21 protein-coding genes and 1 pseudogene are annotated in these 21924 nt (G+C 59.6%); 12 read left to right on the top strand and 10 right to left on the bottom strand.

All coding sequences use genetic code 11. The features are described from left to right. The 3 genes and pseudogenes from ABD937_RS16830 to ABD937_RS16840 form a co-directional block, all read left to right on the top strand. Nucleotides 1-362: pseudogene (locus ABD937_RS16830) on the top strand (hypothetical protein); the annotation flags it as partial. Between the two features lie 143 nt (nt 363-505). Beyond that, entirely contained in the window at nt 506-892 is a 387-nt protein-coding gene (locus tag ABD937_RS16835) for a hypothetical protein (RefSeq protein ID WP_345256958.1), read from the top strand. A 313-nt stretch (nt 893-1205) separates the two neighbouring features. Next, nucleotides 1206-2756, top strand: a complete 1551-nt coding sequence (locus tag ABD937_RS16840; protein ID WP_345256959.1) for an ArnT family glycosyltransferase — start codon at nt 1206-1208, stop codon at nt 2754-2756. 331 nt (nt 2757-3087) lie between these two features. Here ABD937_RS16840 and ABD937_RS16845 read toward each other — a convergent pair whose 3' ends face one another. Both ABD937_RS16845 and ABD937_RS16850 read right to left on the bottom strand, forming a co-directional pair. Then, nucleotides 3088-3471: a GtrA family protein gene (locus ABD937_RS16845; RefSeq protein ID WP_345256960.1), complete on the bottom strand. Its 384-nt coding sequence runs from the start codon at nt 3469-3471 to the stop codon at nt 3088-3090. A gap of 1073 nt (nt 3472-4544) precedes the next feature. Continuing rightward, nucleotides 4545-6185, bottom strand: a complete 1641-nt coding sequence (locus ABD937_RS16850; RefSeq protein ID WP_345256962.1) for an ABC-F family ATP-binding cassette domain-containing protein — start codon at nt 6183-6185, stop codon at nt 4545-4547. A gap of 280 nt (nt 6186-6465) precedes the next feature. Between ABD937_RS16850 and ABD937_RS16855 the strand changes: the two genes are divergently transcribed. Further along, nucleotides 6466-6690, top strand: a complete 225-nt coding sequence (locus ABD937_RS16855; protein ID WP_345256963.1) for a hypothetical protein — start codon at nt 6466-6468, stop codon at nt 6688-6690. Nucleotides 6691-6801: 111 nt separating this feature from the next. Here the strand turns inward: ABD937_RS16855 and ABD937_RS16860 are convergent, their stop codons facing one another. Beyond that, nucleotides 6802-7572, bottom strand: a complete 771-nt coding sequence (locus ABD937_RS16860; protein ID WP_345256964.1) for a phosphatase PAP2 family protein — start codon at nt 7570-7572, stop codon at nt 6802-6804. A gap of 532 nt (nt 7573-8104) precedes the next feature. On the opposite strand from ABD937_RS16860, the gene ABD937_RS16865 reads away from it, so the two are divergent. Continuing rightward, on the top strand, nt 8105-8434 hold the full coding sequence (locus tag ABD937_RS16865) for a hypothetical protein (protein ID WP_345256965.1): 330 nt from the start codon (nt 8105-8107) through the stop codon (nt 8432-8434). Here the strand turns inward: ABD937_RS16865 and ABD937_RS16870 are convergent. The 5 genes from ABD937_RS16870 to mqnC form a co-directional block, all read right to left on the bottom strand. Beyond that, a complete protein-coding gene (locus ABD937_RS16870; RefSeq protein WP_345256967.1) occupies nt 8422-9090 on the bottom strand; it encodes a response regulator transcription factor in 669 nt (222 codons plus the stop codon). The two genes, ABD937_RS16865 and ABD937_RS16870, sit on opposite strands and share 13 nt — an antisense overlap. Nucleotides 9091-9092: 2 nt before the next feature. Then, entirely contained in the window at nt 9093-9848 is a 756-nt protein-coding gene (locus ABD937_RS16875; RefSeq protein ID WP_345256968.1) for a sensor histidine kinase, read from the bottom strand. Beyond that, nucleotides 9809-10459 carry a hypothetical protein gene (locus ABD937_RS16880; RefSeq protein WP_345256969.1) on the bottom strand — a complete coding sequence of 217 codons (651 nt, stop codon included), beginning with the start codon at nt 10457-10459 and terminating at the stop codon, nt 9809-9811. Before ABD937_RS16880 ends, ABD937_RS16875 begins: the two co-directional genes overlap by 40 nt. Nucleotides 10460-10462: 3 nt before the next feature. Further along, nucleotides 10463-10807, bottom strand: a complete 345-nt coding sequence (locus ABD937_RS16885) for a hypothetical protein (protein ID WP_345256970.1) — start codon at nt 10805-10807, stop codon at nt 10463-10465. Nucleotides 10808-11192: 385 nt separating this feature from the next. Beyond that, nucleotides 11193-12317 (bottom strand): cyclic dehypoxanthinyl futalosine synthase, encoded by a 1125-nt coding sequence (gene mqnC, locus ABD937_RS16890; RefSeq protein WP_345256971.1) that lies wholly within the window; start codon nt 12315-12317, stop codon nt 11193-11195. Between the two features lie 608 nt (nt 12318-12925). Between mqnC and ABD937_RS16895 the strand changes: the two genes are divergently transcribed. From ABD937_RS16895 to ABD937_RS16910, 4 genes are all read left to right on the top strand, one after another. Then, on the top strand, nt 12926-14110 hold the full coding sequence (locus ABD937_RS16895) for an aspartyl protease family protein (RefSeq protein ID WP_345256973.1): 1185 nt from the start codon (nt 12926-12928) through the stop codon (nt 14108-14110). Between the two features lie 180 nt (nt 14111-14290). Next, nucleotides 14291-15529, top strand: coding sequence for a M16 family metallopeptidase (locus ABD937_RS16900; protein WP_345256974.1), 1239 nt, complete (start codon nt 14291-14293; stop codon nt 15527-15529). An 84-nt stretch (nt 15530-15613) separates the two neighbouring features. Then, nucleotides 15614-16888 (top strand): M16 family metallopeptidase, encoded by a 1275-nt coding sequence (locus ABD937_RS16905; RefSeq protein WP_345256975.1) that lies wholly within the window; start codon nt 15614-15616, stop codon nt 16886-16888. Nucleotides 16889-17114: 226 nt separating this feature from the next. Beyond that, nucleotides 17115-17402 (top strand): DUF3817 domain-containing protein, encoded by a 288-nt coding sequence (locus tag ABD937_RS16910; RefSeq protein WP_345256976.1) that lies wholly within the window; start codon nt 17115-17117, stop codon nt 17400-17402. Between the two features lie 339 nt (nt 17403-17741). On the opposite strand, the gene ABD937_RS16915 is transcribed toward ABD937_RS16910, so the two are convergent. Then, nucleotides 17742-18233 (bottom strand): quercetin 2,3-dioxygenase, encoded by a 492-nt coding sequence (locus tag ABD937_RS16915; protein WP_345256977.1) that lies wholly within the window; start codon nt 18231-18233, stop codon nt 17742-17744. An 89-nt stretch (nt 18234-18322) separates the two neighbouring features. On the opposite strand from ABD937_RS16915, the gene ABD937_RS16920 reads away from it, so the two are divergent. The 3 genes from ABD937_RS16920 to corA all read left to right on the top strand — a co-directional run bounded on the left by ABD937_RS16920 (nt 18323) and on the right by corA (nt 20956). After that, nucleotides 18323-18760 carry a MarR family winged helix-turn-helix transcriptional regulator gene (locus ABD937_RS16920; protein WP_345256978.1) on the top strand — a complete coding sequence of 146 codons (438 nt, stop codon included), beginning with the start codon at nt 18323-18325 and terminating at the stop codon, nt 18758-18760. Between the two features lie 269 nt (nt 18761-19029). After that, nucleotides 19030-19794: a 3-deoxy-manno-octulosonate cytidylyltransferase gene (gene kdsB, locus ABD937_RS16925; protein ID WP_345256979.1), complete on the top strand. Its 765-nt coding sequence runs from the start codon at nt 19030-19032 to the stop codon at nt 19792-19794. A gap of 64 nt (nt 19795-19858) precedes the next feature. Beyond that, complete coding sequence (gene corA, locus ABD937_RS16930; RefSeq protein ID WP_345256980.1) at nt 19859-20956, top strand: magnesium/cobalt transporter CorA; 1098 nt, start codon at nt 19859-19861, stop codon at nt 20954-20956. A gap of 209 nt (nt 20957-21165) precedes the next feature. Here the strand turns inward: corA and ABD937_RS16935 are convergent, their stop codons facing one another. Then, a complete protein-coding gene (locus ABD937_RS16935) occupies nt 21166-21864 on the bottom strand; it encodes a hypothetical protein (RefSeq protein ID WP_345256982.1) in 699 nt (232 codons plus the stop codon). Between the last annotated feature and the right edge of the window lie 60 nt (nt 21865-21924).

Genomic DNA, 21924 nt, shown 5'->3' on the forward strand with positions numbered 1-21924 from the left:
CGTCGCAACACGCTATGATAAAACCGACACCTGCTTCCTCGCATTCGTCTATCTCGCCGCAGCGCTCACTAATGCAAAGTAATTGTCAACACGGCCTAAGAGCAGCGATGCACTTCCCGGCCCTGAGCGCCACGCGCCACGACGAACGCTTCCGCGCCATCTACGCACGGCTCATCGCCCGGCACGGCATTAAAATGAAGGCGCTCGTGGCAATACAACGACGACTACTGGAACTGATGTACACCGTCTTCAAGACAAAGACACCCTACGATAAGAAATACCTGCAAAAAAATAAGGCGGTCATAGAAAACCGCCCTACACAGGCTGATCATAAAAACCGCCTTGAACTCCAAAATTATTGAAAAACCCTTGGCGCCTAACACAGAATCTTTGCGGTAAAAAACCCTTCTTTTCCTTTTCCTGCCTTCCCTTAAATCTGAAATCACAGATCTGACATCCGAGATCAAAGATCCGCGATCTGAGATCTTCTTTGTATATTGGTTGTATGCCCGCCACGATCCTCCTACCCGCCCTGAAGCCGGAGATCGACCTTGCCATCGACACCGCAGCGCTCGAAGAGCGCAGCACCATCGTGCACTGCACCCTCACCGTAGCCTGCCTGCTCCGCATCTCGCCGCAGACCTTCCTGGTGCAGGAAGACGGGAGCCGCCGCGCCCTGCTTCATGCCTACCGCATCGTACAGGCCCCGGCCTGGGACTTCGCAGGCCCCGACCACAACTTCACCCTCGTCTTCGAGGGGCTCGGCCGCACCTGCCGCGCTTTCGACCTCGTGGAAGACGTGCAGGAGCCCTATCCCTTTCACTTCACCGGCATCGCCCGCAACGGCTCCGACGTCTATCACCTCGAGTATCCGAATTTTCCCTTTGGGTAGCGCTGCGCGTGGTTATTGGTTTATTGGTCTATTGGTTTATTGGTAATGGGTCGTTTATGGAGCCAACGTCGTTGCGCAACCCATCAGGATAAATTCCCGAAGCTTTGCTGCCCTGAGCTTGCCGGAGTGCACTCCACTTCGCAGACCGCCCGCATCGTTGAGCCACTTCCCAAATCAGAGATCTTATATCCGAGATCACACATCTGAGATCCTCTCTCGCGCCAACCAAATCTGAAATCTGAGATCCCACATCTGAGATCCGAGATCACAGATCCGAGATCACAGATCTGCGATCCCCCGCTACCTTCGCCCCATGGCGCTTTCTCCCAACTATCGCTCCCGGCTCATCGGGCTTATCGTACTCGGTGCGCTCCTGCGCCTGGTGCTCGCCTCCGTGTTCGAGCTGGGCAACGACGAGGTCTATTACTGGACCTATGCCCGTCGCCTGCAGTGGAACTACTTCGATCACCCGCCGCTCGTGGGCCTCTGGATCCGACTCAGCACCTGGAACCTCGGCTTCGAATGGAGCGAGGCCGCCGTACGCCTCGGAAGTATCTTGAGCTGCGCCGGCGCCACCGCCCTCCTGTTTCATACCGTGCGCCGCGTGCATTCGGCCCGCGCCGGCTGGTATGCCGCCCTGCTCTACAACGCCTCGGTGTACGCCTCGATCATCGCCGGCCTCTTCATCCTCCCCGACTCGCCACAGATGCTCTTCTGGTGCGCCGCACTCCATACGCTCGTTTCCATCGACGCCGACCCGAAGCGCTGGAAGCCCTGGCTGCTCTTCGGCCTGCTTACCGGGCTCACCATCCTGAGCAAGGTACACGGGGCCTTTCTCTGGCTCGGGCTTGGCCTATACATCCTGGCGCGCCGCCGCACCTGGCTGGCCCGCCCGCAGCTTTACGTGGCCGCCCTCTTCACCGCCGCACTCGCGTCGCCGATCCTGCTCTGGAACATCCAGAACGACTTCATCACCTACCGCTTCCACTCGGGCCGCGTCACCGTGCAGGACGGTATTCACCTCTCCGGCTTCGGGCGCGAGCTCGGCGGCCAGTTCCTGTACAACAACCCCGTGATCGTGGTGGGCACGGTTCTGGCACTCCTGGCGCTGCGCAAGCGTCGTTTTGCCGTGCGGGAGCCGCTCCGGCTCTTCACCTTTATCGCGCTCCCCATGATCGGTGTGTTGCTCGCCATCGCCCTCTTCCGCGATACGCTGCCGCATTGGAGCGGACCGGCCTGGGTAACGCTGCTGCCGCTGACGGCCATCTTTCTCGCCACCCGGCGCGAACGCCCCGTGCCGCGCCTGCCGCAGCATGCGCTGGCGTTCACCGGCCTCCTGGTGGCCGTGGCCATCGCCCTCACCTTCGCGGTGCCGGGCACGCTGGGAAAGAAGGATCCGAAAGAGCTGGGCTTCGGCGACTTCACGCTCGACCTGCACGGCTGGCGGGAAGCAGGTCCCGAGTTCGCCGCCCTCTACCTGCGCGAAAAGAACGAAGGCCGCATGCCGGCCGGTGCACCGCTTGTGGCCCACCGCTGGTTCCCGGCGGCCCACCTCGAATACTATTTCGCGGCGCCCAACGAGATCCCGGTGCTCGGCCTCGGCGACCTCCACAACATTCACCACTATGCCTGGCGCAACCGCTTCGCGCTTCATGCCATGGACCTCACGAAGGCCTGGTGCGTAGTGCCGTCCAACGAGTGGTACGACGCGCGCACGCAGTTCCGCGAGTGGTATGCGCAGGCCGATTCGGTCACCACCATCACCCAGACCCGCGGGGGCCAGCCCGCCCGCTACTTCACGGTCTGGCGCCTCAGCGGGCTCAACAAAAAGGCCGCCGTGCCGGTGCAGGGGAAAGAACAATAGAACAGGGAATAAGGAACAGGGAACAGGGAAGGGAATATCGAATGATCGATATGGAATAACGAAGTGGTTGCGCCGGACTTTTTATGGGCGCCGGCGACGCGTTGATCCGGGAGAGAAGGAACGCGGATGGTACGGATTTGATACGATGGGTGCGGATGGATTGCTGAAACATCTTGCTTTTGCCTGATGCCGGAGGTAAGATTCTCCGGTACGATAAACTATGCTGCGCAGCGACGACCTCTTACCAATAGACCGTACTCTTAGCGAATACCTTAGCCCCTTCGCTTCTTAGCGGTAAGAAAACACTTCTTTTCCTTACCTCGCCTTCCGCTTACGCCGAAAACGTGAAGTAGCTGTTGGCCGTATAGTTCCAGAAGAACACCAGCACGATCGCCAGCGCTTTGCTCAGGTAGAAGTGGACCGCCCGTCGGTTGAAGTAATAGACGATGCCGGTGTTGAGGGCGAGGCCGATGAGCGACACGCAAACGAAGCGAAACAGCTGTCCCTCCACGTTAGGCGCATGCGATGCGAAGGTCCAGGCGCGGTTGGCGAAGAAGTTGAAGACGACCGCCACGCAGAAGCCGCAGGCGTTGGCCACGAAGCGGTTGATGCCCGCTTTCTCTTTGAGCAGGTAGGTGACGCCGAAATCCAGCACCATGCCGAGGAGCCCGACAAGGCCGAATTTGAAGAGGCGGAGCAGGTGGGAGCCAGGCATGGTAGGGATAAATGGAACACCCGGAGCGGCGTTGCGGCGGCAAAATAAGGCGCGGACGGCAAACAGCCACCCGAAGTACGCTTCGGACGCTCATCCGTGCAGTGCGGTGAATATCAATCCGCCGCCGCCCGCAGCGCTGCGCTGCAAATTCCTTCGCAGTACCGGCTCGTAGGTAATTTCCGGTAATTGAACGAAATATCCCCCTGCCTTGTCTGTACTTTTAGTTATTTAGCGAATACCAATAAGCCAATAAAACCACCCGTAATGAGCCTGCTTGCTATGAACGCCCTCGAATCCTGGACCGTGGTGCTGTTCCTCTTCAACCTCGGGTTGCTTGCCGCCCTCGAGCTGGTGAACCGGAACAAGTCTACCTACCATCCCTGATTGCGACCTGAAAACAACGTTCTTGAAGGACCCCCGCGGGTCCTTTTTTCGTTTGGGTGGCGGCGTTAGTTTATTGCCGGCGCAAGCGCCTTGAAAATCTGTTAGGCGTTGTGAGCAGAACGGGCCGCTTTACCTGTCTCCCGGCGCAAGCGCCTGGCAGTCTTCAATCCTTGACGCGGGTTTCACGCGGAGACGCCAAGACGCGGAGAACGCCAAAACAAGGTCCTGCCTTCGGCAGGACTTTCACACGGCGGCGCGGCGAAACAGCGACAGCGGTACGATAAGGCCGCTATGCCTTTCCCCGTTCCAAAAACTCAGGATGATCGGGTCCCGGCAAAATCGTTGCTTCCGCAAGGTCTTTTTCCAAGCCTGAAAAGGTAATCTGTGCCCATATCGTGTACCGCCGTGTGAAACCCGCGTTGTGCTTCAAGAAAAGCCAGCCGCTTGCGGCGATCAGCACATTCGCCGCGCCGTCCGTTGCTGCGCCTCCGCGTGAAAAGTGAGCGCAGCAAACAACTTTCCGCGTGCTCCGCGTCTTGGCGTCTCCGCGTAGCCTGTCCCGCCAACGGCGGGAAAACCCGCTTGCCGCTTTGAGAACAGCTAGCCGCTTGCGGCGGGCGATACCTCCACAACAGTACATAAAAAAGAGCCCCGCAAGGGGCTCTATAATAAAGTGCGCGTTACCGTATTTATGCAAACACCGCGTTGCCGTACATCTCCGCGCGCAGCTCTTTCACGCGCTTGTCTTCCATGTACTCGTCGAAGGTCATGAGGCGGTCGATGATGCCGGTGGGCGTCAGCTCGATCACGCGGTTGGCCACGGTTTGCAGGAAGGTGTGGTCATGCGAGGTGAGGAGCACGATGCCGGGGAAGGTCTGGCAGCCTTCGTTGAAGCTCTGGATGCTCTCGAGGTCGAGGTGGTTGGTGGGCTGGTCGAGCACCACGAGGTTGGGGTTCTGCAGCATCATGCGGGAGATCATGCAGCGTACCTTCTCACCACCCGACAGCACGTTGGTCTTCTTCGCGATGTCGTCGCCCGAGAAGAGCATCTTGCCCAGGAAGCCGCGCAGGAAGGGCTCGTCGGCGTCGGTCACGTGCGGGGGCACATACTGGCGCAGCCAATCCATGAGGCCGAGGCCTTCCGTGAAGAACTCGTTGTTCTCGATCGGCAGGTAGGCCTTGGTGATGGTGGTGCCCCACTCGTATTTGCCGCCCTGCGCTTCCTGCTTGCCGTTGATGATCTCGAAGAAGGCCGTCACGGCCGAGGGATCTTTGGAGAGGAACGCGATCTTCTCGCCCTTGTTCACGGAGAAGGTCACCTTGTCGAACAGCTTGCGGCCGTCCATGGAGGCGGAGAGGCCTTCCACGTTCAGGATCTGGTTGCCGACTTCGCGCAGGGGCTGGAAGATGATGCCCGGGTAGCGGCGGTTAGACGGCTCGATCTCCTCGATATTGAGTTTTTCGAGCGCCTTCTTCCGCGAGGTGGCCTGCTTCGACTTGGAGGCGTTGGCCGAGAAGCGGGCGATGAAGTCGATGAGCGCCGCGCGCTTTTCCTCCACCTTCTTGTTCTTGTCGGAAAGCTGGCGGGCCATCAGCTGCGAGCTCTCGTACCAGAACGTATAGTTACCGGAGAATACCTTGATCTTGGCGCGGTCCACGTCGGCCACGTGCGTGCACACGGCGTCGAGGAAGTGACGGTCGTGGGACACCACGAGCACCACGTTCTGGTAATCCGCGAGGAAGTTCTCGAGCCAGCCGATGGTCTCGATGTCGAGGCCGTTGGTCGGTTCGTCGAGCAGCAGGATGTCGGGGTTGCCGAAGAGGGCCTGGGCGAGGAGCACGCGCACCTTCATGTTGGAGGGGATGTCCTTCATAAGGCTCTGGTGGAAGTGCTCTTTCACGCCGAGCTCGTTGAGGAAGGTGGCCGCATCGCTTTCCGCGGTGTAGCCGCCCATCTCGCCGAATTCGGCCTCGAGGTTGCCGGCGCGCATATAGTCGTCTTCGGTGGCTTCGGGGTCGGCATAGATGGCATCTTTCTCATGCATCACCTTCCACATCTTCTCGTGGCCCATGAGCACGGTGTTGAGCACCGTTACGTCGTCGTACGCGAACTGGTTCTGCTTCAGCACGGCCATGCGCTCGCCGGGGGTGATGTCGACCTTGCCTTTGTTGGGCTCGATCTCGCCGGAGAGGATCTTGAGGAACGTCGATTTACCGGCGCCGTTGGCACCGATGACGCCGTAGCAGTTGCCCTTCTGGAACGTGATGTTCACTTCGTCGAATAGGACGCGCTTGCCGAAGGAGAGGGAAACATTATTTACACTGATCATAGTAGAAAGCGGGAGGGTTTATTGGTTTATTCGTTTACTGGTTTATTTGTGGGCGTTCGCTGTGCCCGGTCGTTTTACTGGTTGGGTTCTGTCATTCTGTTGAGCAGAAGCGACTTGCCAGTAAACGAATAAACCAATAGACCAATAAACGGCCCTCTTTGGGCGTGCAAAGGTAGCGATTTCGGCGCCCCGGCGGAGCGCGGCCGCGTTAAGGAAACCTAGTTTTTGGGCATAATGGCAAAATACTTGTACTACGCCACCGGTAACAAACTGTGGAAGCATGAAAAGAAGAATACTGGCTACCGCGCAGGCCCTGGTTTTGGGCTGCGCCCTGCTCACCGCCTGCTCCAAGGGCAAGGCGGCCGAAACCTCCCTCGAAACCGCCGAGCAGCGCCAGGCGCGCATCGCCGGCTCGCTCGACGAAGTCCCGAAATGGCCCCTCCCCGCGCCGATGCCTGCCGATACCCTCGAGCTCGACAGCCTCGACCGCCCCGATACCCAATAAACCATCGCTTCCCGTACCCCCGCCCGCGAACCAGATTCTTACAACATATTCCCTCAATTGCAGAGACGCCCTTAGCCGGGCGTCTCTGGTTTTTGGTACCGGACGCCGCGCTTACATCGGCTCCGAAGGAGCGTTGGGAACGGGGCCGGTGCCCATGGTAGGCGCCGGGCCGTGACCGACGATGGGTCCGAGGGTACGCTTGCCCTGCTTTTCGATGCGGCGGATGAGCTTCAGCGCCAGCACTACCCACAGCGCTCCGAGGGCCAGGCCGGCCAGCACGTCGCTGGTGTAATGCACCCGCAGGTAGATGCGGCTGAAGCTGATCGTCAGGATCAGCAGGCCCAGGAACGCAATGATGGGCCAGCGGAGGCGCGGGTTCTTCACGGAGTGATAGGTGATGTATATCAGCAGGCCATAAAAGGTCATGCTCATCAGGGCGTGGCCGCTCGGAAAGGAAAGGCCGCGGGCAGGCTCCAGCAGGGGGTCGAGCGGACGGGAGCGGCCAAAGAGGTTTTTCAGCAGCGACATCAGCAGCAGGGAGCTCAGCGCAATGGCGGGAACCTTGATCGAATACCACTTGTGCGGGCGCACAAAGAGGAACCAGGCAATGAGCGACAGGTTGGCCGGGATGAGGAAGCGGTGCGTGCCCAGGAAGGTCACGGCTTGCATAAAGCGGTTGAGCCCGGGCGTTACCCAGCCCCCCAGGTAGTCGAAGACCTGCTGGTCGAAGTCATTGTTCTGCAGCACGAACACGCGCCGCACCATATAGCCAAAGACGGTGAGCGACACCAGGAACACGGCCGCCAGCAGCACCATCTCCACGGAAAGCAGGGCGAGGCTGGCCCAAAAGCGCCGCACCTTGCCGGATAACTTACGGATCATGACCGATGCGGTACAAACAATGTGCGAGGTTCGAGCCTCCCCCCCGGCCTCACCCCGTCCGACGCCAAAGGCTTTGGCCGGCGGAGCCCGGCCCCCTTTCCCATACGGAGAGGGGTGTCTCTGTGGAACCTTTCTCACTGGCTTGCTAGATGATGCTGGCGATACAGCATAATTTTTTGTTTAGCAGCATGTCGCTTTCCACGGAGAGTGGTGGGCAGCGTTAAGCCACCGATCAAGCCGGACACTGAAGTCAGCAGAAAACAAAACGGGTCGAACCCTATGATGGCAAAAGAATTAAAGAAATTTCCCACAGAGGCACCCCTCTCCTCCCAGGAGAGGGGCTGGGGGTGAGGCCGGGGGTGAGGCCGTATTTCCACGAAGAAAAGTACCGTAGTTCCTCCATTGTCTGCTGTTGGCCCATACGGTAAATTGCTGCCGGACGAGCCGTTTCATACGGCCTGCCGCTGCTCTGCTTTTTTGTTTTGTTTGGCCCGATCCGTACCCTTTTTCTTCCTCCCTAAACGCACCGCCCATGGATTCGCGCCCGCCCTTTCTCACCGACCCCTATGGCCTGCACGTCTTTGGCCTCGAAGCCCATTGCGGCGATACCGGCGTTTCGGAAGGGCGCTACAACGAGTTCCGCAGCGCCGTGGAGCGGCCCGCGCTCATCATCCGCTATGCGGAGCCCCCGCGCCGCTATTACCTGCGCTCGCTGGGCTGGGATTTTTCCGTGTTGCTGGAGGCGGCGCCCGAGCACGACCACTGGGTGGTACGGGCTTGCACGTTCAACCCCGCCGACGCGTACCTGCAGGGGCTTATCCGAGGCGGCGAGCTGCTGTCGGAGGGCGATTACAATTTGTAGATACCGTTGCGGATGGCATAAACCACGAGGCCGGCCACGTTGCGCGCCCCCACCTTGTCGAGGAGGCGGTCGCGGTAGGCTTCCACGGTGCGGTGGCTCACGTGGATCTTTTCGGCGATCTCGCGGCTCGAAAGCTGCTGGCAGATGAGGCGCACGATCTCTTTTTCGCGCTCGTTGAGCTCGGTAGCGGGGCGCTTGCGGAAGGGGTTGTAGGAGCTTTTCGCAATGAGCTCCGCGAGGCGGGGGGAAGTGGCGCGGCAGAAGTAGACCTCGCCGCCATGCACCGTTTCAATGGCCTGCACGATCTCCTCCTTGGGCGCATTCTTGAGCAGGTAGCCACGGGCGCCGGCCTCGAGCATTTCCACGATCAGGTGCTCCTCGTCGTACATCGACAGCGCGATCACCGACACCTCGGGCATCAGCTCCTGCAGGCGGCGGGTGGCGGCGATGCCGTCGGTGCCGGGCATCCGGATATCGGTGATCACCACGTCGGGGTGCAGCTCCTCGGCTTTGGCCAGCAACTGCTCCCCATTGGCCGCCTCGCCGGTGAGCTCCAGGTGCTTTTGCTTTTTGAGCATGGCGCGGACGCCGTCGCGGAAGATCTCGTGGTCGTCGGCGATGAGGAGGCGGATCGGGGTGGTGGTTGTGGGTTGCATAGTCAGGACGGTAAAGGTATTCTAAAGATGTAGGAGGTGCCTTTGCCGCGGCGGCTTTCTACGGAAAAGGTGCCGTTGAGGATCTCCACGCGGCTTTTCAGGCTCTTGAGGCCGATGCCGTTGGCGGAAAGGGCTTTCTCGTCCCAGTCGAAGCCACGGCCGTCGTCGCTGCTGGCCAGCACGAGGTCCTTCTTATCGCGGTGGATCGAGAGGAGCAGGCGCGCCGCGCCGGCGTGCTTGAGGGTGTTCTGCACCACTTCCTGGAGAATGCGGTAGAGGTTCACCGCGATGCGCTCGTCGGTGACCGAGAGGCCTTCCTCGGCCTGCAGCGTTATGGCGATGGGCGCGCTGCGGCCTATGTAGTCCACGAACTCGCGGGCGGCCGTCACGAAGCCCTTGCGCTGGAGGGAGGCGGGCATGAGGTCGAAGGTGATCTCGCGGATGCGCTTCAGCAGGGCGTCGATGTGCCCGTTGGTGCGGGTCATCTCCTCCTCGTCGTCGGGGTCGGTGAGGGCGAAGGAGTTGATCTTCATCTTGATGGCGGCGAGCAGGGGCGCGAGCTCGTCGTGGAGGTCGCGGGCCATGCGGGAGCGCTCCTTTTCGAGGGTGGTGATCTCGGCCAGCATGTTCTGCCGGTGCAGGGTTAGATTGCGGCGCTGCTGGCGGATGATCGAGGCCACGAAGAACAGGATGATGACCCCGATCAGGATCGCCGCGATCACGATAGCTGCAAGTAAACTTGTCTCCTGGGTACCCATAGCAAGGCGAAGCCGTACATGATGTTGGTGAAGAAATTAGCGAACGTAGTAATCAGGAAAACACTGTCGCCGAACTTGGCGTTCTCTGTGAATGCGTAGAGCCAGAAACACTCGGAAAACACGGCGCCGGTGTTAAAGATGACGAGCGCGGTGCAGATGGTAAAGTCGCCGTGCCGGATCGAGAGCTGCTGCTCGGTCACGATCAGCTTGTTGATGTACTGGATGGCCATCAGCACGGTGGCAAACGCATAGCAGATGTGGAAGTACACGCTGAAGTCCAGGATACTGCGGAGCAGGAAGGTCTCCATGGCCCAGAACAGGACGTAGGCGCCGCCGATGAGGCAGGGTACCAGCGGCTTGCGGAAAAGCCGCCAACGGTAAAAGCACCACAGGCAAAGGAGTGCTTCCGCCAGGAACCAGAGATTGCTGTTGGGCGCATTGGTGCGAAAGAGCTTGCCGCTCACATAGCTCACCTGCTCGTTCGCGAAGCCGATCCACATCAGCAGCAGGAACGGCAGGTACCGCGCATCGAGCTGCCGGTAACGCAGGATGCCCACGAGTACCGGAAACAGGATGGAGAAGGAGAGCGTATGTTGTAGCCAATAGGGCATGGCTCAGGAATTAAGAGACGACGCCGGTGGGCAGGTATTCGGGCAACGCTGCGAGCCTTCCAGGATCACGTTCTCGTTGCCGGGCGCCGGCAGCAGGTCGGCCCCGTTGGCGTCTGCCGCCACCAGCACGGCGTGCACCTTGAGGTCGTCGGTCATGCCGTAGTAGATGCGGAAGCTGGCGCAGTCGGGGTTGGCATTGAGCAGGGCCTGCACCGCTTCGCGGTCGAAGGTTTCGCAGGTCGGCAGGATGTCGATGGCTTCATAGAGCGGGTTGAGCACGGTGGGGCGCAGGGTCCGGAAGCGTTTGGTGAGGTCGATGGCCTCATCAAGGGTAATCTCGTGGTTCATAAGCGTAGTTGGTTTTTACGTGGCGGGCAAAGTCCGAACAAAAAACGAAAAAAACAATCGTAGGACTACGATACTTTTTATCGAAAAAATTGCGTAGCCCATCCCCCGGCCCCTTCCCTAAGGGAAGGGGTGCCTCTGTGGCACTGAACCTCGTTCTGATTCCTTTTCTTCGGGTCGGAAGTGTGGGCGCACTTACAGCGCTTATATCTTTTATAGTGCCTGCCTGCGGGTTTCCAAACGCATAAAAAGCCCCGGCATCGAAGGTGCCGGGGCTCACTATAATGAATGGTCAACTGAAGTGAACGTACTTACCGTAGTAATGTCCCACAGAGTCACCCCTCTCTCCCGGAGAGGGGCCGGGGGTGAGGTCGGGCCGGGGGTGAGGCTAATAGTCCACCACCTGCTCCTCGATGCCGGCGGGCAGCTCGCGCCACTCGTACTGCTGGTTGCGGAGCTGGGGCTCGAAGCCGGCGGCGCGGATCGCGTCCTGGATCGTGCGGCTCGTGAAGCGGTGCGGCGCGCCGGCGGCGCTCACCACGTTCTCCTCGATCATGATGGATCCGAAGTCGTTGGCGCCGCCGTGCAGGCAGAGCTGCGCCGTTTGCTTGCCCACCGTGAGCCAGGAGGCCTGAATGTTGAGCACGTTGGGGAGCATGATGCGGCTCAGCGCGATCATCCGCAGGTACTCCTCGGGCGTGGTGAGGTTGTGCACGCCGCGGATGCGGGTGAGCAGGGTATCCACGTCCTGGAAGGTCCAGGGGATGAAGGCGAGGAAGCCTTTGGCCTCGGCCGGCTTGAGGGCCTGCACGTCGCGGATGCGCACGAGGTGCTCGAAGCGCTCGCGGATCGTTTCCACATGCCCGAACATCATGGTGGCGGAGGTGGTGATGTTCAGTTTATGCGCCTCGTGCATGATGGCGAGCCATTCGTCGGCGCCGCACTTGCCCTTGGAGATGAGGCGGCGCACGCGGTCCACGAGGATCTCGGCACCCGCCCCGGGGAGGGAGTCCATACCGGCCTCCTTGAGGGCCTTCAGCACGTCGTGGTGCGACATCTTCTCGAGCTTGCAGATATGGGCTACCTCGGGCGGGCCGAGGGTGTGGAGGCGGATGTCGGGGAATTCGGCCTTGATGGCGCGAAAGGTATCGACGTAGAACTGCAGCCCGAGGCCCGGATGGTGCCCGCCCTGGAGCAGCAGCTGGTCGCCCCCGTACTTGATGGTCTCCCGGATCTTCTTCCGGTAGGTGTCCATATCGGTGATGTAGGCGTCGGGGTGGCCGGGGATGCGGTAGAAGTTGCAGAACTTGCAGTTGGCGATGCACACGTTGGTGGTGTTCACGTTGCGGTCGATCTGCCAGGTCACTTTGCCGTGGGGCACCTGCTTGCGGCGCAGCTGGTCGGCCACGTTCATCAGGTCGGTGAGGGGGGCCTGCTCAAAGAGCTCCATGCCCTCCTCCACCGTGAGGAAGCCGAAGCCAAGGGCCTTGTCGTAAAGGGAGTCGAGGTTCATCAGGCGCAAAGATACTATGGGGGATCGCAGATGTCGGATCTCAGATCTGGGATCTCAGATTTGTGATTTCAGATTTGTGATTTCAGATTTGTGATTTATGGCTGGCGCCGGCAGGAGCGAAGGAACGCACCCCGAAGCTTCGGGGGACACGGATTTGTTATGATTAACACGGATATGCTGTGCGGACAAGGTAGTGTTCGTCAGGCGCCGGAAGTACGACTTTCCGGTACGATGAGACAGGTGGCGCCGGACCTGCCTTACCAATAGACAAATAAACCGATAGACATTCTCTCCTTAGCGAAAACCTTAGCCTCTTCTTTTCTTAGCGGTAAAAATCTCTTCTTTCCTTTTCCCTCCTTCCGTGTTCGTTTGTTCTCCCGAACCAGCGGGAGCATTCAAGGCTGCGCTGCCCGAAAGATCGGACATCCGAGATCACAGATCTGACATCCCCCAGGCTGTGCCCGAACCCGAAAAGTCCCACCCGTCAGCGGAATCGCCCATTTCGTCCTTTGTTCGGGAAACCGGCACCTAACATCCTGCCGAATCCGCTAACTTGCCCGTACGCAGCTACTTGCACCGGAAAGCTGTCTTGACTCAAAGCCACCCCTATGCGCCGATTGCTCCTGTTTTTATTGCTGGTCACCCGCCTGGCGGCTGCGGGTGCGCAGGAAGAATTCGTGGAGCCATCCCGCTTCCTGACCCGCGTGCCCTTTCACCAGTACACCGGCGGCGTCATCGTATTCAGCGCCCGCGTAGGCAACTCCCCCGACACCCTCAACTTCCTCCTCGACTCCGGCTCCGGCGGCATCTCGCTCGATTCCATGACGGCCGAAGCCCTCGGGCTGAAGCCCCTGCCCTCCGACCGCAGCATCCGCGGCATCGCCGGCACCCGCAAGGTGTCGTTCGTCAACAACCTCTCGCTCCACCTGCCGGGCCTCTCCGCCGACTCGCTCAACTTCCACATCAACGACTACAGCCTGCTCACGGCGGTATACGGCGAGCGCATCGACGGCATCGTGGGCTACTCGCTCCTGAGCCGCTACATCCTCAAGATCAACTACGACAGCACCTATATCGACTTCTGGAGCAAGGGCTCTCTCAAGTACCCGCGCGGTGGCTTCCTGCTCCGCCCCCAGATCAGCACCCTGCCCGTGCACCCCTTCCGCGTGCGCGACGAGAAGGCCTACAACGCCCGCTTCCTCTACGACCTGGGCGCCGGCCTCAACATGATGTTCACCACCGACTTCGTGCGCGACTCGGTATTCCTGAAGAAAAAGAGGAAGCTCTTCGCCAAGCAGGCCGAGGGCCTCGGCGGCAAGATCGACATGCACATGACCGTGATCCGCGAGGTACGCGTGGGCCCCTACCGCTTCCGCGAGGTGCCGGTATACGTGTTCAACGACCTGTACAACGTAACGTCGTACCCCACGCTGGCCGGACTCATCGGCTCCGACCTCCTGCGGCGCTTCAACGCCATCGTCAACTACGACCGGGGCGAGATCTACCTCCTGCCCAACAGCCACTTCCGCGACCAGTTCGACTATTCCTACCCCGGCCTCGAGCTCTACCTCATCGACGACCTCATCACCGTCGGCGACGTGGCCAAAGGCTCGCCGGCGGAAAAGGCCGGGCTGCTCGAGGGCGACATCGTGGTGTCGATCAACAAGGACTTCTCGCAGCTCCTCGGCCGCTACAAGCTGCTGCTCCAGCAAACCCACGAGCGCGTAGAGGTAATGGTGCGGCGCGGCACCGAGCTGAAGCAGTTTTCCTTTATCGTGGGAAGCATTCAGTAGGGGAGGTTCAGAAAGGTTTAGGGGGTTTAGATGGTTTAGGGGTTGGCTGGCGCACGCAACCTCCTAAACCCCCTAAACGCTCTAAACCCCCTAAACCCATTCCCCCATCAGCACATTACCCATTAGCACATTGGTTCTCTCCCTACATTTACCGTCTTATTCATTAAAAAAACTGATCCCGTGGTTCGGTACGAACGCTTTACTTTATCCAACGGGCTCCGCGTGCTGGTGCACCCGGACCTGTCGACCCCCATGGCCGTGGTGAACGTGCTCTACGACGTAGGCGCCCGCGACGAGGACCCCTCCCGCACCGGCTTCGCCCACCTCTTCGAGCACCTCATGTTCGGCGGCTCCGTCAACGTGCCCGAGTACGACGACCCGCTGCAGATGGCCGGCGGCGAGAACAACGCCTACACCACCAACGACCTCACCAACTATTACATACAGCTTCCTTCGGAGAACCTCGAAACGGCCTTCTGGCTCGAGAGCGACCGCATGCTCTCCCTCGCCTTTACCGACAAGAGCCTCGACGTGCAGCGCAAGGTGGTGATGGAGGAATTCAAGGAGCACTACCTCAACAAGCCCTACGGCGACGTGTGGCTGCGCCTCCGCGACCTCTCCTACAAGGTGCACCCCTACCGCTGGATGACCATCGGTAAGGAGCTTTCCCACATCGAGCACGCCTCGCTGCAGGACGTAAAGGACTTCTTCTTCAAGCACTACCGCCCCATCAACGCCATCCTGGTGGTGGCCGGCAACGTAACCACGGAGCGCGTGCGCGAGCTGGCCGAGAAGTGGTTCGGTCCCATCGAGGCGGGTGAGAAATACGAGCGCAACATCCCCGCAGAGCCGCGGCAGTCGGCGCCGCGCCGCGAAACGGTGACCGCCGACGTGCCCCTCGACGCGTTTTACAAGTGCTGGCATATCTACAGCCGCCTCGACCCGCGCTACTACGCGGCCGACCTCATCACCGAGGTGCTGGGCGGCGGCGGCTCCTCGCGCCTCTACCAGGCCCTGGTGAAGGAGCAGAAGCTGTTCTCCAACATCGAGTGCTACCACTTCGGTACCGTGGAGCCCGGGCTGCTGGCCATCGAAGGCAAGCTCGTGAAGGGCGTGTCGCCCGAAGACGCCGAGGCCGCCGTGGAGCGCGAGCTCACGAAGCTGAAGGCCGACGGCATCACCGACAGCGAGCTGCAGAAGGTGAAGAACAAGACCGAGAGCATCATCGCCTTCGAAGACATGACGCTGATGAACCGCGCCAACTCCCTCGCCTTCTACGAGCTCCTCGGCGACGCCGAGCTCATGAATACGGAGCTGGAGCGCTACAACGCGGTCACCGCCGCCGACATCAAGGCCGAGGCCAACATCATCTTCGACGACAACAATTCGAACACGCTTTATTATAAAGCCAAGGTTTAGGAAGTTTAGAAGGTTTAGGGGGTTGCGTGCGCAAGCCAACCCCCTAAACCTTCTAAACCCCTGAACCTTCTAAACCTTTCTCTCATGCTGGACCGCAAAACGCCCCCTGCCATAAAAGACGCCGTAGACCTCACGCTGACGCTGAAGCCCTACGACAAATACACCCTCCGCAACGGGGTAGACGTATACGCCATCGACGCGGGCGCCGAAGACGTGCTGCAGCTCGAGCTCGTGTTCTACGCAGGCAACTCCTACGAGCCGCGCAACCTCATCGCCGCCTCCGCCAACTTCCTGCTCAAGAACGGCACGACCAACAAAAGCGCCTTCCAGATCAACGAGCATTTCGAGTACTACGGCGCCTACCTCAACCGCAACTGCTACAACGAAACCGCCTCGGTATCGATCCACACCCTCAGCAAGCACCTGCCCGCCCTGCTGCCCGTGCTGAAGGAGCTCCTGACAGAATCTACCTTTCCGGAGGCAGAGATCGAGACGTACAAGCAGAACATGAAGCAGCGCCTCAACGTGAACCTGAAGAAGGGCGACTTCGTGGCCGGCCGACTCATCGATACGTATTTGTACGGGCCCGACCACCCCTACGGCCGCTTCAGCCGCTTCGAGGACTTCGACGCCCTCACGCGCGACGAGTTGGTCGACTTTTACGAGCGCTACTACAAGAACGGGAAGTTCGTCATCTTCGCCGCCGGCAAGCTGCCCAAAGACCTCTTCGCCCTGCTCGACGAGCAGCTCGGCGACCTTGGGAATAAGCCGGTGGAGCAACCGCAGCACCAGCTGGTGCTGGCCGGGGAAAAGAAATACCGTGTCATCAACGATCCCAACGGCGTGCAGGGCGCCATCCGCATGGGTACGCCCTTCCCGAACCGCCACCACCCCGATTTCCTGAAGGTGCAGGTGCTCAACAACCTGTTCGGCGGCTTCTTCGGCTCGCGCCTGATGACCAATATCCGCGAAGACAAAGGCTATACCTACGGTATCTACAGCTACCTCGAGAACCACATCCAGCGCTCGGCCTGGGTGATCTCCACCGAGGCGGGCCGCGACGTGTGCGAGGCCGCGATCGTGGAGGTATACAAGGAGATGGCCGACCTCCGCGAAGAGGAGGTGGATGCCGAAGAACTGGCGCTCGTACGCAACTACATGATGGGCTCCATCCTCGGCGACCTCGATGGCCCTTTCCATATTATTAACCGCTGGAAGAACATCATCCTCAACGGCGTGCCCGAGACCTACTTCTACGACCAGATCCGGACCATCCGCACGATCTCGGCCAAGGAGCTGCAGGAGCTCGCCAACAAGTACCTCGTGGACGACAACTTCTACGAGCTCGTGGTGGTGTAATCCGGCAGCCTGGTAATGAAGCACCATGATGCGTCCCTGATCGAACAATTGAACAAGGAATAAAGAACAGGGAATAAAGAAATGGAGACCCCGCAGCCGCGGGGTTTCTCCTGTATCTCAGTCACCTAACCTCCCTGAACCTTTCTGAACCCTAACAAACCTGATTCTCGTCACCCATTACCCGATCACCCCATTCCCCCATTCGCACATTCGTACTTTTGCCCCCATGCAACATCCCGCCGTGCGCCGCCTTCGTGTTCTGGGTTATGCGGAAGCCCTTTCCTGGATCGCCCTGCTGTTCATCGCCATGCCGCTGAAATACATCTGGCAGCAGCCGCTGATGGTAAAGTACGTGGGTTGGATCCACGGCATCCTGTTCATCGCGTACTGCCTGCACCTGCTGATCGTGAAAGGGATCCTGAAATGGACCTTCGGAAAAATGGTGCTCGGCGGCGTGGCCGCGTTCTTTCCGTTCGGTACGTTGTGGTTCGACAAAAGAATAGAGCGGCAATAACAAGGCGTTTGAAGTAAAAGAAGCGATTTTAACCGCTAAGAAAAGAAGGGGCTAAGGGTTTCGCTAAGGAGAGAACGTTTATTGGTTTATTAGTTTATTGGTAAGGAGCCGTGTCTTTATGCGCAGTGCTAACAGAGGTAACAATCTCTAGGCCTGACACCAGTGTTCGTATCGGAATTCTCCCATCAAGAACGAAAGACCTCACCTGGTACAAATCTGACATCATCACTTCCTGGATCTGAAATGCAAAAGCCCCGCGTCACCGGGGCTCTATCTTAGCGAATACCTTTTTTACTTCTTTTCTTAGCGGTGAAAAAACCTTCTTCACCTTCAAAATCTTTATCGCGGAACGCCCACCGGTGCCATCTCCACACCATACTCCGAAAGCGTCTGCACAAAGCGGGCGATCATTTCGGGAGCGGGCGGCGCGGTCGGGAGGGGCAGCGGGCGCCCATCGGGTGCAGGCGCGCTGTTGTCCCAGAACCAGGTTTCCAATCCGGCGGGCGCGATCCACATCAGTTCTTTCACGCATTCCGTCTGCAGCTCGAAGCGGTGCGGAACGCCTTTCGGCAGGTGTACGAAATCGCCGGCCCGCGCATCTACCACACGGTCGCCGATCCAGAAGCGGATGGCTCCCTCGAGGATATAGTAACTTTCGTCTTCGCGCTGGTGGGTATGCGGCGGCGGCTCGTTGCCTTTGTGCACTTCGATGTACATCAGCGAGTAGGCGCCGCCGGTCTGGGCGCCGTTGGCCAGAAAGTGAAACAGCGCACCGGGAATGGCCCGGGCGTTCGCCGCATCGTTGCGGCTCAGAAATCCTGTAGTCTGCATAGTTGTTTATTTAGTCAGTTTAACTGACCACAAAAGTAAGTTTGCCTTACTATATTTGCCGGGGCACCCTGCCTCAAAACGCATATCCGATGGATGAATATATCAATACCGGCGCTTACCTGCGCCTGCTCTGGGATGAACTGCGGGCCAATATGGAGGCCGCCTTGCAGGAGCGGGGATTTGAAGACGTGTCGCCCTCGCATGGCTGGATCTTTCACCATACGAAGGACGAGGGCAGCCGGATCACGGAGCTGGCGGCCGCTGCGCACATTACCAAACAGAGCATGAGCGCCCTGGTGGCACAGCTGGAGGAGGCGGGCTACGTGCGGCGAAAGCCCGACCCCTCCGACAAGCGGGCGGCGCTGCTCTTTCTGACGGCCAAAGGGAAAAAGGTGCGGGATGCCGGGCGTCAGATCAATTTCGATTTCGAGAAGAAATGGGAAGCGCGGATCGGGAGCGCCGATTATGCGCTGCTGCGGAAGCTACTGGCGCAATTGTGCGAAACAACTGCCGGATCAAGATCCTGATGGTTACCTGGCGAGGAGTAATAAGGCTTAAGAAGTTAAATAGGCGATTCTTACCGCTAAGAAAAGAAGTAACTAAGGTATTCGCTAAGGATTGGATTGATCTGCCAGTTCGCTTTCTTTGAATGCATTTTCTGTTACCACATATCAACTGATGCAATATTTCTGGATGGTTGATGCGAAATGCACACTGAAGATTATTCTTAGCGAAACCCTTCTTTTCTTCTTTTCTTAGCGGTGAAAAAAACTTCTTTCACTTTATTCGCCTTCATATGTCAATCGTAGCTGTACTTCCGGCCCGCTATGCCGCCACGCGCTTTCCCGGTAAGCTGATGCAGCTGCTGGGCGATAAGACCGTCATCCGCCGCACCTACGAGGCGGCGCAGGCCTCGGGGCTTTTCGACGAAGTGCTGGTGGCCACCGACTCCGACGTCATCCGCGCCGAGGTCGAAAGCTTCGGCGGGGCCGTGGCCATGACGCGCGCCGACCACGAGAGCGGCACCGACCGCATCGCCGAAGCCGTGGCGGATCGCGACGTCGACATCGTGGTGAACGTACAGGGCGATACGCCCTTCATCAACAAGGGGGCCCTGCAGCAGCTCCTGGCCCTCTTCGAGGACCCCACCGTGCAGGTGGCCTCGCTCATGGACCGCATCTCCGAAGAAAGCGACCTGCAGAATCCCAACGTGGTGAAGGTGGTGACGGACCTCAAAGGCAACTCGCTCCTCTTCAGCCGCTCGCTGCTCCCGTATCCCCGCAGCACCGACATCGACATCCCGCACTACCGCCACATCGGCGTGTATGCTTTCCGAAAGAGCGCGCTGCTGCAGTTCACGCAATGGCCGATGACGCCGCTCGAGGCCGCCGAGAAGATCGAGTGCCTCCGCTTCCTCGAGCACGGCATTCCCCTCCGCATGGCCCTAACCGAGCCCATCGGCGTCGACATCAACACCCCCGAAGACCTCGAGCGGGCGCAGAGGGAAATCGAACGGGAAAACAGGGAACAAGGAACAATCGAACAAGGAATGAATAAGTAACGAAAAGGGCCCGTACCTTCCCTTCGTCATTCCATGTTCCTTATTCCCTGTTCGATTGTTCCCCATGTCTCCCCGCAACTACCTCCGCTATATCCTTCCCGACGCGCTGTTCGGCACCGAGCGCACCAAGGAGATCCTGCACGTGAACCCCACGGTGGAATACGTGCGCAAGCCCGTGGAAAGAGTGCACATCTCGGTGTACAACTACAACGAAAGCACGCTGGAGGTAGAGCAGTTCGACCGGGTGGAGGATGTGTATTACTGTAAAGACCACGGCCTTATCTCCTGGATCAATATCGACGGCATCCGCAAGGAAGACGTGGAAGCGGTGTGTGCGCACTTCGGCATCCACCCGCTGCTGGCCGAGGACATCCTGAGCTGCAACCAGCGGCCCAAGATGGACGAGGTGGAAGGCGTGCTCTACTGCCTGCTCAACATGCTCTACTTCAACAAGGACGAGTCCTCGGTAGAGCAGGAGCAGATCTCGGTGGTGCTGGGCCGCAACTTCGTCATCACCTTCCAGGAAGACCCCGACCGCGACGTCTTCAACCCCGTGCGCGAGCGCCTGCGGATGGCCAACAGCAAGGTGCGCCAGCGCCCCGCCGACTACCTCTGCTACTCCCTCCTCGACCTCATCGTGGACAACTACTTCCTGGTGATGGAGCGCCTCGGCGAAAAGATCGAGGACCTCGAGGAAGAGGTGGTGCGCAACGCCACGCCCATCGCCATGGCCCGCATCACGCGCCTGCGCAAGGAGCTCATCGTGCTGAAGCGCAACATCCTGCCCGTACGCGATCTCGTGGCCGCCATCATCCGCTCCGAAAGCGACCTGCTCGACGAGCGCACCGAGAAATACTTCAAGGACGTGTACGACCACATCGTGCAGGCCGCCGACCTCTCCGAGAACTACCGCGACGTGATGACCTCGATGCAGGACCTCTATATCAACAACGTGAACCTGAAGATGAACGAGGTGATGAAGGTGATGGCCATCGTGACCTGCCTGCTGGCCCCGGCCACCGTCATCGGCGGCATCTTCGGAATGAACTTCGACGTCATCCCGATGCTGCACAACAAGTGGGGCTTCTTCATCTCCGTGGGCCTCATGCTCTTCATCCCGCTGTTCATGGTGCGCATCTTCCGCCGCCGTGGCTGGTTCTGACCCATCCCCCGGCCCCTTCCCAAAGGGAAGGGGTGACCCTGTGCCACTGAACTTTGTTGCCGAGGCTTTTCTTCAGGTTGGAGATTCCGCTGTGAATTATTTAAAAGTTGTTCTGCGGTAGCGGGATATTTATTCTAGCAACTTGCTACTCTAAAAAGAAATACCCAGATGGCATGGCCATCTGGGTATTTCATAACGTCTCGTCAACATTAGTACTGCTTCTTACCGTAGTGATCTCCCACAGAGTCACCCCTCCCTCCTGGGGAGGAGCCGGGGGATGGGTATTGCGCCACGTCGCCACGAAGTACAGTAGGATAGGTGCTGAGGGTGCTTTCGCCGGTAAGCGCATTGAAGCGGTGCAGGGTGGGGCGGAAACCGTCGTCGCTGCGCACTTCGGCTACGGCCAGCAGCACGGTGCGGCTGTCGGTCCAGGCGGCATCGAGCACGGAGGCAGCGGTACCGGTGAAGAAGAGGCGGCGGCGCGTGCCTTTTGCCAGGTCGATGAGCCCCACCTCGAAGTCAGGACCGCCTTCTTCCAGGGTCGTCTTTCCCCCGCGCCGCCGCAGCACGTAGTTGTAGGAATACAGGTCGATGGCCAGCGAGCTGTCGGCGTTATACATCAGGTAGGGCTTCCATTGCGCGAGCTCGGAAGGGGGCATCGGCCGGGCCGGCATCGTATCGGCATCCAGGGGCGAGAAGACCTCGAACGCGTCCGGGTCAAAGGCCGTGTCCTGAGCCGCTATCCAGGCATACAGACGGGGCAGTGCCTCCGCAGCGCGGCGGATCTCGGGGCCCACGGGCGGCGGCGCCTCCATGCTGCCGGCAGCGACTTCTGCTTCCTTCCCGGCATCACCGGAGCCGCAGGCGGCAAGCATAACGAGTGCGGCAAAAAGGAGGTGTCGGCGCATCGGGCTTCGTTTATTGGTTGAGGATGTGTCTTCTTTCAACGTGCAAACTGCCTACGTTGT

Origin of the sequence: Flaviaestuariibacter amylovorans (assembly GCF_039541815.1) — a bacterium.
In the GTDB taxonomy this organism is placed as follows: Bacteria; Bacteroidota; Bacteroidia; order Chitinophagales; family Chitinophagaceae; genus Flavisolibacter; species Flavisolibacter amylovorans.